Source organism: Bradyrhizobium amphicarpaeae (assembly GCF_002266435.3).
GTDB lineage: Bacteria > Pseudomonadota > Alphaproteobacteria > Rhizobiales > Xanthobacteraceae > Bradyrhizobium > Bradyrhizobium amphicarpaeae.
Genome location: NZ_CP029426.2, coordinates 2,375,634 through 2,390,525, shown reverse-complemented (window position 1 = coordinate 2,390,525; position 14,892 = coordinate 2,375,634). Strand labels below are relative to the sequence as shown.

The following is a 14,892-nucleotide window of genomic DNA, read 5'->3' as shown; positions in this document are numbered from 1 at the left end:
CCTTCTGGGAGGAGCTTCCGACATGGCCGAACCGCAGCGCGCGCGACCAAAACCGACGCCGGAGACCCAGCATTTCTGGGACGGCACCAAAGCCGGCGAATTGCGCCTGCAGCGCTGCGACGCCTGCGCGCATGTCTACTTCCCGCCGCGCCCGTTCTGCCCGTCCTGCGCCTCGCGCAAGGTCAGCATCTTCAAGGCGAGCGGCAAGGGCTTCCTTTACAGCTACGTGATCAACCACCGCCCGGCCGCGCCCGGCTTCACGCCGCCATATGCGATCGCGGTGGTCGAGCTTGCCGAGGGGCCGCGGATGATGAGCAACATCATCGACTGCCCGCAGACGCCCGAGGCGCTCGAGCTCGACATGAAGCTCGAGGTCGCGTTCGAGGCCCTCGACGACAAGATCACCCTCCCCGTGTTCCGTCCGGCGAAGGGCTAGGCCATGCGCAAGAACCAGGTTGCCGTCGTCGGCGCGGCCGAGACCACCGAGCTCGGTGTCATCCCCAATGCCTCGCAGCTCCAGCTGCACGCGGATGCCGCGCTCAACGCCATCGCCGATGCCGGGCTGAAGCTGTCCGACATCGACGGCTTCGCCACCGCGGTCGAGACGCCGCAGCAGGTCTGCCACTATCTCGGCATCAAGCCCACCTGGGTGGACGGCACCTCGGTCGGCGGTTGCTCCTTCATGCTGCACGTCCGCCATGCCGCGGCGGCGATCGAGGCCGGGCTGTGCAAGACCGTGCTGATCACCCATGCCGAGAGCGGCAAGTCGATGATCGGCAAGCAGCCGCGCTCGACGCCGGCCGACAGCCTCAACGGCCAGTTCGAGGCGCCCTACGGTGTTTACGGTCCGCCCAGCATGTTCCCGATCCCCGTGCTGCGCTTCATGAAGACCTACGGCATCACGCATGAGCAGTTGGCTTCGGTGGCCGTGGTGCAGCGGGAATGGGCGGCGAAGAATCCGCGGGCGATGATGAAGGACCCGATCACGGTTGCCGACGTGCTCAATTCGCGCATGATCGCCTATCCGTTCCGCCTGCTGCAATGCTGCCTCGTCACAGACGGCGGCGGCGCGCTGATCCTGACCTCGGCCGACCGCGCCAAGGACTTTCCGCGCAAGCCCGTCTACATCATGGGCACCGGCGAGAGCGTGGAAACGCCGATGGTCAGCCAGATGGAAACGTTCAACTCCTCGCGCGCGTTCAAGACTGCGGGGCCACTGGCCTTCAGGGAAGCCGGCATCGCCCACAAGGACGTCGATCATCTCATGATCTACGACGCGTTTGCCCATCTGCCGCTGTTCGGCCTCGGCGACCTCGGCTTCATGCCGCATGAGGAGACCGGCAAGTTCATTGCCGACGGCAACACCCGCCCTGGCGGCAAGCTGCCGCTCAACACCAATGGCGGCGGATTGAGCTACATGCATTCGGGCATGTACGGGATGTACGCGCTGCAGGAGAGCGTGCGTCAGATGCGCGGCATCGCGCCGGCGCAGGTCGCAGGCGCGAAGATTTCGGTGTGCCACGGCGTCGGCGGCATGTTCGCTGCGTCCGGCACGATCGTGTTTACGAACGAGAGGTAAGCGGCGGGGAAATCGGCCGTCATTGCCGGGCTTGACCTGGCAATCCATCCTCTTCTGAAGATGGATACGCGGGTCAAGCCCGCGCATGACAAGTTGAGTTAGCCGCGGCGGCAGAGACAACATAGAGAGGCACCCCATGAGCAAATCACTGCAGGACAAGGTCATCATCGTCACCGGCGCGGGCCGCGGCATCGGGCGCGAGATCGCGTTGCTGTGTGCGGCGGAGGGCGCCAAGGTCGTCGTCAACGATCCCGGCGGGGCCTCGGACGGCGCCGGCTCGAACGCGGCGCCCGCCGAGGAGGTGGTCGAGGAGATCAAGAAGCGCGGCGGCACGGCGGTCGCCAATTTCGAGTCGGTCGCCGAAGCCATCCCTGCCAGCAAGATCGTGAAGACCGCGACAGATCATTTCGGCCGGCTCGACGGTGTCGTCAACAATGCCGGCATTTTGCGCGACATGATCTTCCACAAGATGAGCGTGGAAGCGTTCGAGGCCGTCATCAAGGTGCATCTGATGGGCTCGTTCTATGTCAGCCACGCCGCGGCGCGGATCTTCCGCGAGCAGGAATCAGGCTCCTTCGTGCACTTCACCTCGACCTCCGGCCTGATCGGCAATTTCGGCCAGGCCAATTACGCCGCCGCCAAGCTCGGCATCGTCGGGCTGTCCAAGTCGATCGCGCTCGACATGGGCCGCTTCAACGTCCGCTCCAACTGCGTTTCGCCGTTCGCCTGGACCCGCATGATCGGCACCATCCCGACCGAGACCGAAGCGGAGAAGGCGCGGGTCGAGAAGATCAAGCAGATGGGCCCGGAGAAGATCGCGCCGCTCTGCGGCTATCTGATCTCCGATTCCGCCAAGGACGTCACCGGGCAGATTTTCGGCGTGCGCATGAACGAGATCTTCCTGTTCAGCCAGAACAGACCGATCCGCTCGGTGCAGCGGAGCGAAGGCTGGACGCCGCAATCGATCGCCGAACACGGCATGCCGGCGCTGAAGGGCTCGTTCTACAAGCTCGACCGCTCCGCGGACATCTTCACCTGGGATCCGGTGTGACGCAACGCGAATAGGGAGTGGCGAATGGCGAATCGGGTTCTATTCGCTACTCGCTACTCGCCATTCGCCATTCGCCCTCTTACCCCGTATTCCTCAACCCCGCCGAGATCCCGTTGATGGTCAGCTGAATCCCGCGCAGCACCTGCTCGTCCGGGTTCTGCGCGCGGTGCTCCTTCAACAGCTCGACCTGCACGTGGTTGAGCGGATCGAGATAGGGGAAGCGGTGGCGCACCGAGCGCTCCAGCAGCGGATTGCCCTGCAGCAGCCGATCCTGGCCCATGATGTCGAGCAGCGTCTCGATCGAGGCGTGCCATTCGCGGCGGATGCGGCCGAAGATCTTTTCGCGCAGCGCTTCATCCGGCACCAGCTCGGCATAGCGCGAGGCGATCGCGATCGAGCTTTTCGCGAGCACCATGTCCATGTTCGACAGCAGCATGCGGAAGAACGGCCATTCCTGGTAGAGTTCTTTCAGGAACGGCATGCCCTTGTCGGGATGTTCCGCGATCCACTGCTCGACCGCGCTGCCGAAGCCGTACCAGCCCGGCAGCATCAGGCGGCATTGCGCCCATGAGAACACCCAGGGGATGGCGCGCAGATCCTCGATCGCGCGGGTCTTCTTGCGCGAGGCCGGACGGCTGCCGATGTTCAGCGTCGCAATCTCGTTGATGACGGTCGAGGACCAGAAATAATCGACGAAGCCCTCGGTCTCGTAGACCAAGCCGCGATAGGCCTTGAAAGCGAGGTTCGACAGCTCGTCCATCGCGGTGAGGTATTCGCGGCGCGGCGCGCTCTGGCGCGGATGCAACAGGCTCGCCTCCAGCGTCGCGGCGGCGAGGATTTCCAGATTGTTGCGGCCGACTTCGGCGTTGGAATATTTCGACGAGATGATCTCGCCCTGCTCGGTGATGCGGATCTGGCCGTTCACCGCGCCGCCGGGCTGGGCGATGATGGCGTCATAGCTCGGACCGCCGCCGCGACCGACCGAGCCGCCGCGGCCGTGGAACAGGCGCAGCCGCACGTGATGCCGCTCGAACACCTCGACGAGGTTGATCTCGGCCTTGTAGAGTTCCCAGCCCGAGGTGACGAAGCCGCCGTCCTTGTTGCTGTCGGAATAGCCGAGCATGACCTCCTGCACGCTGCCGCGGCTGTCGACCAGGCGACGGTAATCGTGCAGCGACAGCATGCGATCCATGATGCCTGAGGAGGCCTGCAGATCCTCGATCGTCTCGAACAGCGGCACGATGTTGATGGCGCTGCGGCCGGAAGGATGGACGAGGCCGACCTCCTTCAAGAGCACTGCGACCTCGAGCATGTCGGACATGCCCTTGCACATCGAGATGATGCATTGGGGAATGGCGTCCGAGCCGAACTTCACATGCGCTTCGGCGGCGGCATGGAACACGTTGAGCTCGCCCATGGTCTCGTCGCTGTATTTGACGAAGGGCGAGACCAGCGCGCGCGTCGAGCGCAGTTCGTTCGTCAGCAGCGAGATGCGGGCGTCCTCGCCGAGCGCGAGATAGGACATACCGGGATTGGCGGCGTCCATCAGCTCGGCGATGGTGCGCTCGTGCACCGCCGAGTTCTGGCGGATGTCGAGCCGGGCGAGGTGGAAGCCGAAGCAGTCGACGGCGCGGCGCAGCAGCCGCAGCCGGCCGCGCGCGATGACGCGGGCGTTGTTGGAGATCAGCGAGCGGTGCAGCACGTCGAGATCGGCCTGCAGCTCCTTCACGCTCGCATATGGCGCGCCCTTGCCGACCGGCCGGCGCGTGATCTCGACCTGCAGCATTTCGGCCGTCGCCGTCAGGCGCGCATAGATGCCGGAGACCGCGAGGCGATAGGGCTCGCCGCTCCGGTGCGGCGAGGTGTCGGGCGAACGCTCCGCAAGCTTGCGCAACTCCTCGGAGACGTCGGCGAGATGCGCTGCGATCGACAATTCCGAGCCGAGCACATGTAGCTCTTCCAGATAGAACTGCATGACCCGGCTCGACTGCAGCCGCAGCGTGCCGCGCATCACGTCGGCAGTCACGAAGGGATTGCCGTCGCGATCGCCGCCGATCCAGCTGCCCATGCGCAGGAACGAGGCGAGCTCGGAGGCTGCCTGCTCGCCGCCCTCCTCCAGCCGGTCTTCCAGCGCGTTGACCAGCCGCGGCACCTCGCGCAGGAAGGTGTAATCGTAGAACGACAGGCCGTTGGCGACCTCGTCGAGCACGGTGAGCTTGGTCCGGCGCAGCAGGTTGGTCTGCCACAGCGTCAGCACCTCGCGGCGCAGCTGCTCGTCGGAGGCAGCGGCCTCCTCCGCGGTCAGCGCCACGCGCTCGCGGTGGTCGAGCAAGCCTGCGACCTCCATCTCGCGGTCCATGGTGCTCTTGCGGCGGACTTCGGTCGGGTGCGCGGTCAGCACCGGGCTGACCAGCGCTGACTTGAAGAAGCTGCGGAGCTGATCGGGGCCGATGCCCGCCGCCTTGGCGTGGGCGAGCGTCTCGGCCAGCACGCCCGTGCTCTTGCCGGCGCTGCGGGCCCGCATCTGGCGGATGTTGTTCTGGTCCTCGGCGATGTTGGCGAGGTGGGAGAAATAGCTGAAGGCGCGGACGATCCGTACCGTCTCGGAGGTCGACATGCTGTCGAGGATCTGCTCGAGCTCGCGGCGGGCAAGCCGGTCCTCGTCGCGGTGAAACCGGATCGAGGTCTGGCGGATGCGTTCGACCAGGTCGAACACATCGGCACCCTCCTGGTCGCGTACGGTGTCGCCGAGGATGCGTCCGAGCAGGCGGATGTCGTCGCGCAGCCGGGCGTCGGCCTCCAACGCCTGGGGGTCCTCGGGACGATTGAGCCGATCTGTGTTGTCGGATGATACGGTTTGGAGGGACATGGTGCGCTCCCGTTCTCGAGCTCCCTATGGCTCCCCGGCCGTCGGAGTGTGCGATATTTTTCTACCGCAACGCAAGATGAAGTTGGGAGCGGCGCACACCTCACGTCCTGCTCGTGTCCCGGACGCGCTTTCGCGATCTCGCGGCGTGTTCCGCCCGAGCTTTGCTGTCCGTTTCGCCCTCGTCGAGAACAAAGGGCGCAGGGAAGGCCGGGCGCCGGCTGGCACCCAGGGTCCGCACGCGAAAAACGCACGCGGGGTTGACCACAGGTGTTGCCGGTCGCCCGGCCTTCCCTGCGCAATGGTGTTACGGCTTATGGCGCGCTCTCCCCGGGGAGCGATGCACTATTGCCCCCGTTGCCTTGCGGCTGATCGATGCGCGTTCCCGGTCGGGCCGCCTCATCACCGCAAGCCTTGACGCCAGACTGCAGGCGCCAGGACCACACGCTTTTGCCGTCCGCGGACGTCCCGCCCCGGACAGTCGGAAGCTCGCGCGTGCTCGCCCCCGACGCCGAAACGAAACGTTGTAACCGCGCCGTGTCGTGCCGCGGATCGCGATGGCTCACAGGGGTCGCCCGCCCTGCCATCACCTCACGCGCCGGCGCTGCCGCGTCCATCGCATCCCCGCCCGCGTATCGTGACGATCGCGAAACGCCCCTTTGACGGGCCGGGATGGAATGCGGTTTAGCCGAAGTCGCGAATTCGGTCAATCAGAATATTTTGGGGCGAGCCGCTTGACCCGCATGTAGGGTGTTTTGCCCGTCAGGCAGCGCGAGGGATGGTGGAGAGAGAGTAACTAAGGTTTCGAAGATGATCGACGTCGGCGGACGACGAGCCAGATCGCGAGCGACGTGACGACCCACCAAAAGCCGAGGAGGCACAGCCCGAACCAAAGGTGATGTGAGCCCTGGCTAACCGATCCCATAGCGCATCTCACGCCTGCTGGCGGACATAGCTCGTCCGATAGCCGAACCAGCCAGATCGCCGGCATCCAAACGGCTTTGAATACGGGCTCAATTGTTCCGTGGCTCGAAACACCTATCGCAATCACGCCCAGCGCGCAGATCAAGCCACCGAACAGATGCAGTATCAAACGCATTGTGTCGTAAACAATCGCGAAGCGTGTCGGGTTGCAGCTAGAAAGGCCAACCGTCCCGCTCTTCGGCCCTACGCCGGCACGATCACCTTGCCGATCGGCCAAAGCGCGATGCCGGCGAGCTTGAGGTGGGCCCATGCGAACGGGATGCCGATGATGGTGATCGCGAGCGCCAGTGCGGTCAACAGGTGGCCGAGCGCCAGCCACCAGCCGGCGAGCACGAACCAGATGATGTTGCCGATCACCCCGAGCGGGCCGGTGCCGATATCTTCCATACCGGTGACGTCATAGCGGTTGACCGCACGCGAGCCGAACGGCAGCAGCGTGTAGACGGCGATGTTGAACGCCGCCCGCGCCCAGGGCAGGCCGACGATGGTGATGGCCATGATGACCGCGGCAATCAGCCACCCGGCCGCCATCCAGGCGCCGCCGATGAGGATCCAGAGGATGTTGAGCAGCATGGAAACGGGGGTCATGGCATGATCCGGGGGTGGACGTTCCCGCTCATATAGGCACGAAATCCGTCTCTGCTATGACGGCAGGGTAGCCCGGATGAGCGAAGCGACATCCGGGACTTAACTCTCACCGTCCCGGGTATCGCTGCGCTCACCCGGGCTACGCGATTACCGCCCCTCGAATTTCGGCTCGCGCTTTTCCATGAACGCCTTCATGCCCTCGGCCATGTCCTGCGTCTTGAACAGCGGCAGCAGCTGGAGATAGACGTGGTGGACGTGGTCGTGGAAATTCTCGTTGAGGCCCATCCGCATCATGCGCTTGGAGGCCTGCACGGCCAGCGGCGCGTTGGCGGCGATTTCGCGGGCGATCGCAGTCGCGCGGCTCATCAGCTCGGCATCCGGCACGACCTCGTTGGCGAGGCCCCATTCCAGGCACTCGCGCGCGCTCAGCGTGCGGCCGGTGAAGATCAGCTCGGACGCCTTGGCCCAGCCGAGCATGCGCGGCAACAGCCAGGTGCCGCCGGATTCCGGCACCACGCCGCGCTTGACGAAGGCGGCGGCGAGCTTCGATGACTCCGCCATGATGCGGATGTCGCAGCCGAGCGCGGTGTCCATGCCGTAGCCGGCCGCGCCGCCATTGACGGCGCAGATGGTCGGCTTGTCCATCGCCTGCAGCACCGTCGGGGGCGTGTTGCGGAGGTTGATCGTGGTCGGCGATGACGCGGCGCTGAGGCCGTTGCCGTCACGCTCCTTGCGCAAATCGAGGCCCGCGCAGAACGCCCTGCCCTTGCCGGTGAGGATCACGACGCGAACGTTCTTGTCCTCATTGGACTCGGTCAGCAGCCGCGCCAGATCGTTCAGCATCGGGCCGGAGATCGTGTTCATGCGCTCCGGCGCGTTCAGCGTGATGGTCGCGACGTGGTCGGCGATTGTGTAGAGGACTTCGTTGGTCTGGTTTGCCGCGTCGCTCATGAAAGTCCTCTCTCTTGGTAGCCCGGATGAGCGAAGCGAGATCCGGGACCTTAGGTTGCACCGACCTGGATATCGCTTCGCTCATCCGGGCTACGCTTCTGTCAAATCTTCCGTCCCGCCTGCTCCCAATAGGGATCGCGCAGGCGGCGCTTGAAGATCTTGCCGGAATCTTCGCGCGGCAGGCCGCTGCGGATCTCGATGTGTTTCGGCACCTTGTAATCGGCGAGCGACGTCTTCAATCTCGCACGAACGTCGGCAGGCTCGAGGGTGACGCCGGCTTGCGGCTCCACCACGGCCATCAGCGCCTCGCCGAACTCGGGGTCTGGGATGCCGAACACCGCGCAATCGTGCACGCCCGGCACGGCATGCAGCACGGATTCGATCTCGGCGGGATAGATGTTGACGCCGCCCGAGATCACCATGTCGCGCTTGCGGTCGCAGATGAAGACGTAGCCGTCCGCGTCGATGTAGCCGACATCGCCGGAGGTGATGAAGCCGTCGCGGTCGATCTCGGCGCGTTTCTCCGGCTTGTTGTGGTAGGTGAAGTCGGCCATCCCGGCCATGCGGGAATAGATCTCGCCGATTTCGCCGGCCGGCAGCACCCGGCCGTCCTCGCCGAGGAAGCGCAGCTCCGCGCCGGGCGAAATCTTGCCGACGGTGCCGGGCTTTTTCAGCGCATCTTCCGAGGTCGCGAAGGTGACCGCGCTGGATTCGGTCGAGCCGTAGAATTCGTAGATCACCGGCCCCCACCATTCGATCATGGCGCGCTTGACGTCGGCCGGGCACGGCGCGGCGGCATGGATGACGTGGCGCAGCGAGGAGACGTCGTACTTCCTGCGCACCGCCTCCGGCAGCTTCATCAGGCGGATGAACATGGTCGGCACCATGAAGATGGTGTCGATCGCAAAGCGCTCGATCAGCTCCAAGAATTCTTCCGGCTCGAAACGCGGCATCAGCACCAGCGCGCCGCCGAGCTTGCCGGCGCGGATGCCGAAGGAGTTCGGCGCGGAATGATACAGCGGGCCCGGCAGGATCGCGCGGGCGCCGGGCTTGAGGCCATAGATCATCGCGCGCATGCGCTCGCCGGCCGCCTGCTGCTCCGGCGTCGGCGCGTTGCGGCGGACGCCCTTGGGATGGCCCGTGGTGCCCGAGGTGTAGATCATGTTCATCGGCTGCGGCACGACCGGGCCGTCGTAAGGCTCAAGTTGCGCGAGCCAGGATTCGAAATCGATGGCGAAGTCCGGCGTCTTCAGGTGATCGGGATCGATCTTGTAGTTGGACAGGATCTCCGGCGGCGTCGGCACGCTGAGCACGGTGACGCCCTCAGGAATCGCTTCGCGCAAGGCGTGCAGCATGTCGGCGTGTCCGATCAGCACCGACGTGCCGGTGTCGTTCAGGATGTAGTTGATCTCCTCCGGCTTGAAGTGCCAGTTGATCGGCACGCCATAGGCGCCGAGGCGCATCGCCGCGTAGGCGGATTCGAGGAACGCGATGTCGTTGCGCATCAGCATGCAGACGCAATCGCCCTGGCGGACACCGATTTTGGCGAGACCGGAGGCAATGCGGTCGGCGCGGGTTGCGACCTCGGTGTGGGAACGGCGGCGCTCGCCGGAGACGATGCCGAGGAATGGGGACGTTTCGCTCATTTTGTTTTTCTTCTTCGTTGGAGTCGATCCTCATGGTGAGGAGGCGCGAAGCGCCGTCTCGAACCATGAGAGCCCGTGGCCCATCCCTCGAGACGCCGCTTCGCGGCTCCTCGGGATGAGATCCGTGCTAATCCACATACCTCGCCGCGCGCTTCTCCAGATTGGCACGCACCGCTTCGGTCTGGTTCGCGCTGCCGATCAGCTTCTGCTGCTCGACGGATTCGGCGAGCAACGCCGGACCGGGATCGACGGAGAGATTGTTCAGCAGCCGCTTGGCCGCGCGGATCGCATCGGGGCTTTTGCCCGCAATCTCGCGCGCAACCTCGAGCGCCGTCGCGCGCGGATCGTCGCAGATGCGCGTGGCGAGGCCGTAAGACATCGCCTCCTGCGCGGAGAAGATGCGGCCGGTGTAGGTGAGATCGCGCAGGATGTCGTCGCGCACGAGGCTTGCGAGGATCGGCGTGCCCGCCATGTCGGGTACGAGGCCCCATTTGATTTCCATGATCGACATCCGCGCATCGGGCGTCAGGAAGCGCATGTCGGCACCGAGCGCGAGCTGGAAGCCGCCGCCGAACGCAACGCCCTGAATCGCGGCGATCACTGGCACCGGAAGCTGCCGCCAGCCCCACACCGCCTGTTGCGGGAAGTTCGCCTGACCGTGCGTCCGCTTGGTGAGGTCGCGATTTTCGCCACCCGGAATTCCGTTGCCGCCCTTTTCGTTCATGGCGGCAAAACGTCCCATGTCGAGGCCGGCACAGAACGCACGCCCTTCGCCCGACAGCACGACCACGCGCACGCTCTTGTCCTTTGAAAGCCGGTCGGTTGCGGCGACCAGAGCCTCGAACATCGCCTGATCCAGCGCGTTCATCTTGTCGGCGCGCACCAGGCGCACGTCGGCGACGCCTTCCGAGATCGAGATCGAAACGCGATCTTCCATGGACGAATTCTCCCCTGTTCGTGACCGGTTGCGACTTTACAGGACGCCGCCAGCCGGTTTTAGTCAATCGACCAATTAACTGACAATCCGTACGGGAGAAACAGCCATGTTCAAGGAAAATCTTCTGGCCGGGCGGCGCATTCTCGTGACCGGCGGCGGCACCGGTCTCGGCAAGTCGATGGCGGCGCGCTTCCTCCAGCTCGGCGCCGAAGTGCACATCTGCGGCCGGCGCAAGATCGTGTGCGACGAGACCGCGACCGAGCTGATGGCCGAGTACGGCGGCCGCGTCACCAGCCACGGCGTCGACATCCGCAACGCGCTCGCGGTCGAGGAGATGGTCGAGACCATTTTTCGCGACGGCGGCCTCACCGACCTCATCAACAACGCCGCCGGCAATTTCATCTCGCGCACCGAGGAACTGTCGCCGCGCGGCTTCGATGCGGTCGCCAACATCGTCATGCACGGCACGTTCTACGTGACGCAGGCCGTCGGCAAGCGCTGGATCGCGGAGAAGCAACCGGGCAACGTCGTCTCCATCACCGTGACCTGGGTGCGCAACGGCTCGCCTTACGTGGTGCCGTCGGCGATGAGCAAATCGGCGATCCACGCCATGACGATGTCACTCGCGACCGAATGGGGCCGCTACGGCATCCGCCTCAACACCATCGCACCCGGCGAAATCCCGACCGAGGGCATGAGCAAGCGCATCAAGCCGGGCGACGAGGCCGGCGCGCGCACCAAGGCGATGAACCCGATGGGCCGCGTCGGCTCCATGGAGGAGCTGCAGAACCTCGCGGTGTTCCTGATCTCCGGCGGCTGCGACTGGATCAACGGCGAGACCATCGCCATGGACGGCGCCCAGGCGCTGGCCATGGGCGGCAATTTCTACCAGCTCCGCGACTGGAGCGACGACGATTGGAAGACCGCCCGCGAGAGCATCATGGCGCAGAACGAGAAGGATCGCGCCAAGCGGGGGTAGTCGCGGCCTCGTGCCCCGGATGCAGTGCAGCACGCCCCCGGCGATGCGAAGCATCGTCCGGAGCGGCGTGGTGCGCTGCTAAGCCGGGGCCCATCTCTCCTTCCGCACACTGGAGCATGGGTCCCGCCTCTGCGCAGCGCAAGAGCGCTGCAGCGCGTCCGGGACGACAGCGTAACCCTCATCTTGTCTTCACCCGCGATCGACTCCACACTCCCGGCCACAAAAGCAAAACGCCCACGGGAGAAACATGTCCACACAGCCATTGGCAACTCTTGCCGACATGGTACGCGAGCGCGCCAGGAGCCGCGGCGACGCCATCGCCTACGAGTTCGAAGGCCGCCTCACCAGCTTTGCCGAATTCGACGTCAAGACCAACAAGGTCGCGAACGCCCTGATTGCGATGGGCGTCAGGCACGGCGACCGCATCGCCTATCTCGGCAAGAACAGCGACGTCTATTTCGAATTGCTGATGGGCGCGATGAAGGCCGGCGTGGTGATGGCACCGGTGAACTGGCGGCTCGCGGGGCCCGAGGTCGCCTTCATCGTCAGCGATTGCGCGGCGGCCGTGCTGTTCGTGGGACCTGAATTCATCACGCAGGTCCGCCAGATCAGGGATCAGCTGCCGGGCGTACGTACCATCATCACCACCGAGGGCGGCGCGCCGGAATGGCAGGATTTTGCGGCCTGGCGCGATGCGCAGAGCGGCGACGATCCCGGGGTGCCGATCGACACGAAAGACATCGCGATTCAGCTCTACACGTCGGGCACGACAGGCAAGCCGAAGGGCGCGATGCTGAGCCACGCCAACTTCCTCAACCTCGTGCAGACAGGCAATGCCGAGGACAAGCCGGAATGGAACCGGTGGTCGACCGAGGACGTCTCGCTGGTGGCGATGCCGATCTTCCATATCGGCGGCTCCGGCTGGGGCGTGATGGGGCTCTACCATGGCGCCCGCGGCGTGATCGCGCGCGAGTTCGATCCGACCAGGGTTTTGGACTTCTTCGAGCAGTCGGGCATCACGAAACTGTTCATGGTGCCCGCCGCGATGCAGTTCGTCGTGCGGCAGCCGCGCGCCAGAACGGTCGATTTCTCGCGGCTGAAATACATGCTCTACGGCGCCTCGCCGATTCCGGCGGCGCTGCTGAAGGAATGCATCGAGGTCTTCAAATGCGGCTTCGTGCAGATGTACGGCATGACGGAAACGACGGGCACGATCGTCGCGCTGCCGCCGGAGGATCACGTCGAGGGGCTGGAGCGGATGCGCTCGGCCGGCAAGGCGCTACCCGGCATCGAGCTGGCGATCCTGGACGTTGACGGCAAGCCGCTGCCGCCCCGCGCGGTCGGCGAGATCGCCACGCGCTCGGGCTCCAACATGGCCGGCTACTGGAATCTGCCGGAGGCGACGGCCTCGACGCTGCGCAGCGACGGCTGGCTGCGCACCGGCGATGCCGGCTACATGGACGAGGACGGCTATCTCTACATCCACGACCGCATCAAGGACATGATCATCTCCGGCGGCGAGAACATCTACCCCGCCGAGGTCGAGAGCGCGCTGTGCGATCACCCTGACGTCGCTGAGGCCGCCGTGATCGGCATCCCCGATGAGAAATGGGGCGAGGCGGTGAAAGCGGTCGTGGTTATGAAGCCGGGCAAGGAAGCGACAGCTACCGACATCATCAACTTCACCCGGACGCGCATCGCGGGGTTCAAGACGCCGAAGAGCGTGGAGTTCCTGCCGGCCTTGCCAAGGAATCCGTCAGGCAAGATCTTGCGGCGGCAATTGCGCGAGCCGTATTGGGCGGGGAAGGACCGGCGGGTGAATTGATCGCCAGTGCCGTAGGGTGGGTTAGTCTTACTGCGTCACGGTCGTTCGTCGGGTTCTAGGTGGGGCGATGGCTCCGCAGCAGGGACACCGTGACAAGGTTTTGATAAGATCGTAAATCAGCCGCACGCGCACGGTTGCGATCGAGTTTGGGACGTGGCGTTCAGGCCGCGCGGGCAGAGCCTCTGGGTCGATAATCGTCGGGTAAGGCAGGGACCTGGAGCGGCGTGACGGAACGAGGTCCTGAGGGGGGAATCATCGCCTGCTCGGCGATCAAGAACCCATAAGCCGCGATGCACAGGGTCGCGTGGTGATGGAAGCCGCGCCAGCCGCGTCCCTCGTAGTGACCGAGTCCGACCTCCTGCTTCAGCTCCTGATAGTCGCGCTCGATGCGCCAACGCAGCTTGGCCATGTCAACGAGCTGCTGGATGTCGATAGTCTCGGGCAAGGTCGAGAGCCAGTATCTGGTGGGCTCTGCTTCGCCCTCCGGCCATTCGATCAACAGCCATTCGGGCGATGATGTCTCGGGGATCAGCTTGTTGTACCCGACGCGGACGCGCACATGCGCGAAGCGCGAGGACAACTTCTCAGCCGAGCCTTCGCGCCACGTCACCGTGCGCCAGGCCTGCTTCGGCAAACCGAGCGCCACCTTCTTGGCCGAGATCAGATCGGGCTCGTCGCGACGGCCCGTGTTGTTCATCGGCTTGTCCATCCGCCGTGGGCCGCTGCCTGGGGCCCACATCAATATGGTCGGCACGATGCTGACCACGTAAGGCACCCCCAACTCCGTCATGCCCGCGCGCAGTTGCGAGTCCCTGCCATAGGCCGCGTCCATCAGTCCAACGCCGCGCGGCAGGCCGGCCTTGCAGGCCCATCTGATCTGCTCCAGTGCAATTTGCGACTTTGTCTTGAACTTGACCTCCTTCGGAACGCCTGCCTTGTTCCGTCGGACACGGTCCTTGGCCCACTCCTGTGAAAGATAGAGCCGATAGGCGACCGGCAAGCTGGCAGAGCGGTTGGCGATCGACAGCGACACTGCCACCTGGCAATTGGCCTGCTTGCCGAGTTGCCCGCAATATTGGTGATGTACGCCGACCGAATGCTTGCCTTGCTTGGGGAACGAGGTGTCGTCGATGATCCACGCCTCGATCGGTCCGCTCCTCTCGATCGCAGGCAGCACAAGCTCTCGCACCTTGGCGAGCACATCCTCGTCCGACCAGGTCGCGTCGGCGACAAAATGCAACAGAGATTGGTGCTGGGCGGACGCTCGAGCCGGTGCCGTCCGCGCTGCCATCGGCTCCACGCTCTTGCGCTCACCCGGCAGTATCAGGCCGGTGCAGTAGTCACGCAGCTGCCTCGTCCGATCCGCGTGACCGATCACGCTCCCAAGACCCGCTACGTACTTCCCAAACCGCGCTTCGCAATCTCCGCCCTGATCGAGATCCATCTGGCCCTCCAAGTGCCAAATAACGAATCTCCCCAAATACTT

At 64.9% G+C, this 14,892-nt stretch carries 11 protein-coding genes; 5 read left to right on the top strand and 6 right to left on the bottom strand.

Annotated features, from left to right (window positions below):
* The first annotated feature begins 22 nt into the window (after window positions 1-22).
* From CIT40_RS11045 to CIT40_RS11035, 3 genes are all read left to right on the top strand, one after another.
* Window positions 23-436, top strand: a complete 414-nt coding sequence (locus CIT40_RS11045) for a Zn-ribbon domain-containing OB-fold protein (protein WP_027568974.1) — start codon at window positions 23-25, stop codon at window positions 434-436.
* A gap of 3 nt (window positions 437-439) precedes the next feature.
* A complete protein-coding gene (locus CIT40_RS11040) occupies window positions 440-1,579 on the top strand; it encodes a thiolase C-terminal domain-containing protein (protein WP_094890638.1) in 1,140 nt (379 codons plus the stop codon).
* Window positions 1,580-1,715: 136 nt separating this feature from the next.
* Window positions 1,716-2,630, top strand: coding sequence for an SDR family oxidoreductase (locus tag CIT40_RS11035; protein WP_038947755.1), 915 nt, complete (start codon window positions 1,716-1,718; stop codon window positions 2,628-2,630).
* A gap of 79 nt (window positions 2,631-2,709) precedes the next feature.
* Here CIT40_RS11035 and ppc read toward each other — a convergent pair whose 3' ends face one another.
* The 5 genes from ppc to CIT40_RS11010 all read right to left on the bottom strand — a co-directional run bounded on the left by ppc (window position 2,710) and on the right by CIT40_RS11010 (window position 10,602).
* A complete protein-coding gene (gene ppc / locus CIT40_RS11030; RefSeq protein WP_094890640.1) occupies window positions 2,710-5,499 on the bottom strand; it encodes a phosphoenolpyruvate carboxylase in 2,790 nt (929 codons plus the stop codon).
* Between the two features lie 1,164 nt (window positions 5,500-6,663).
* On the bottom strand, window positions 6,664-7,068 hold the full coding sequence (locus CIT40_RS11025; protein ID WP_094890641.1) for a YccF domain-containing protein: 405 nt from the start codon (window positions 7,066-7,068) through the stop codon (window positions 6,664-6,666).
* A 147-nt stretch (window positions 7,069-7,215) separates the two neighbouring features.
* On the bottom strand, window positions 7,216-8,019 hold the full coding sequence (locus tag CIT40_RS11020; protein ID WP_094890643.1) for an enoyl-CoA hydratase/isomerase family protein: 804 nt from the start codon (window positions 8,017-8,019) through the stop codon (window positions 7,216-7,218).
* A 101-nt stretch (window positions 8,020-8,120) separates the two neighbouring features.
* Window positions 8,121-9,665: an acyl-CoA synthetase gene (locus tag CIT40_RS11015; protein WP_094890644.1), complete on the bottom strand. Its 1,545-nt coding sequence runs from the start codon at window positions 9,663-9,665 to the stop codon at window positions 8,121-8,123.
* Between the two features lie 127 nt (window positions 9,666-9,792).
* Window positions 9,793-10,602 (bottom strand): crotonase/enoyl-CoA hydratase family protein, encoded by an 810-nt coding sequence (locus tag CIT40_RS11010; protein ID WP_094890645.1) that lies wholly within the window; start codon window positions 10,600-10,602, stop codon window positions 9,793-9,795.
* Window positions 10,603-10,708: 106 nt separating this feature from the next.
* Between CIT40_RS11010 and CIT40_RS11005 the strand changes: the two genes are divergently transcribed.
* On the top strand, window positions 10,709-11,581 hold the full coding sequence (locus CIT40_RS11005; protein WP_094890647.1) for an SDR family oxidoreductase: 873 nt from the start codon (window positions 10,709-10,711) through the stop codon (window positions 11,579-11,581).
* A 247-nt stretch (window positions 11,582-11,828) separates the two neighbouring features.
* Window positions 11,829-13,406 (top strand): fatty acid--CoA ligase, encoded by a 1,578-nt coding sequence (locus CIT40_RS11000; RefSeq protein ID WP_094890648.1) that lies wholly within the window; start codon window positions 11,829-11,831, stop codon window positions 13,404-13,406.
* A 160-nt stretch (window positions 13,407-13,566) separates the two neighbouring features.
* Here CIT40_RS11000 and CIT40_RS10995 read toward each other — a convergent pair whose 3' ends face one another.
* Complete coding sequence (locus CIT40_RS10995) at window positions 13,567-14,850, bottom strand: IS701 family transposase (RefSeq protein WP_094890650.1); 1,284 nt, start codon at window positions 14,848-14,850, stop codon at window positions 13,567-13,569.
* Window positions 14,851-14,892 lie beyond the last annotated feature (42 nt).

Bases quoted from the DNA above. Each gene is read 5' to 3' on its own strand.
- CIT40_RS10995 (WP_094890650.1), bottom strand. From the start codon at position 14,850: ATGGATCTCGATCAGGGCGGAGATTGCGAAGCGCGGTTTGGGAAGTAC.
- CIT40_RS11000 (WP_094890648.1), top strand. From the start codon at position 11,829: ATGTCCACACAGCCATTGGCAACTCTTGCCGACATGGTACGCGAGCGC.
- CIT40_RS11010 (WP_094890645.1), bottom strand. From the start codon at position 10,602: ATGGAAGATCGCGTTTCGATCTCGATCTCGGAAGGCGTCGCCGACGTG.
- CIT40_RS11040 (WP_094890638.1), top strand. From the start codon at position 440: ATGCGCAAGAACCAGGTTGCCGTCGTCGGCGCGGCCGAGACCACCGAG.
- CIT40_RS11020 (WP_094890643.1), bottom strand. From the start codon at position 8,019: ATGAGCGACGCGGCAAACCAGACCAACGAAGTCCTCTACACAATCGCC.
- CIT40_RS11005 (WP_094890647.1), top strand. From the start codon at position 10,709: ATGTTCAAGGAAAATCTTCTGGCCGGGCGGCGCATTCTCGTGACCGGC.
- CIT40_RS11025 (WP_094890641.1), bottom strand. From the start codon at position 7,068: ATGACCCCCGTTTCCATGCTGCTCAACATCCTCTGGATCCTCATCGGC.
- CIT40_RS11045 (WP_027568974.1), top strand. From the start codon at position 23: ATGGCCGAACCGCAGCGCGCGCGACCAAAACCGACGCCGGAGACCCAG.
- ppc (WP_094890640.1), bottom strand. From the start codon at position 5,499: ATGTCCCTCCAAACCGTATCATCCGACAACACAGATCGGCTCAATCGT.
- CIT40_RS11015 (WP_094890644.1), bottom strand. From the start codon at position 9,665: ATGAGCGAAACGTCCCCATTCCTCGGCATCGTCTCCGGCGAGCGCCGC.
- CIT40_RS11035 (WP_038947755.1), top strand. From the start codon at position 1,716: ATGAGCAAATCACTGCAGGACAAGGTCATCATCGTCACCGGCGCGGGC.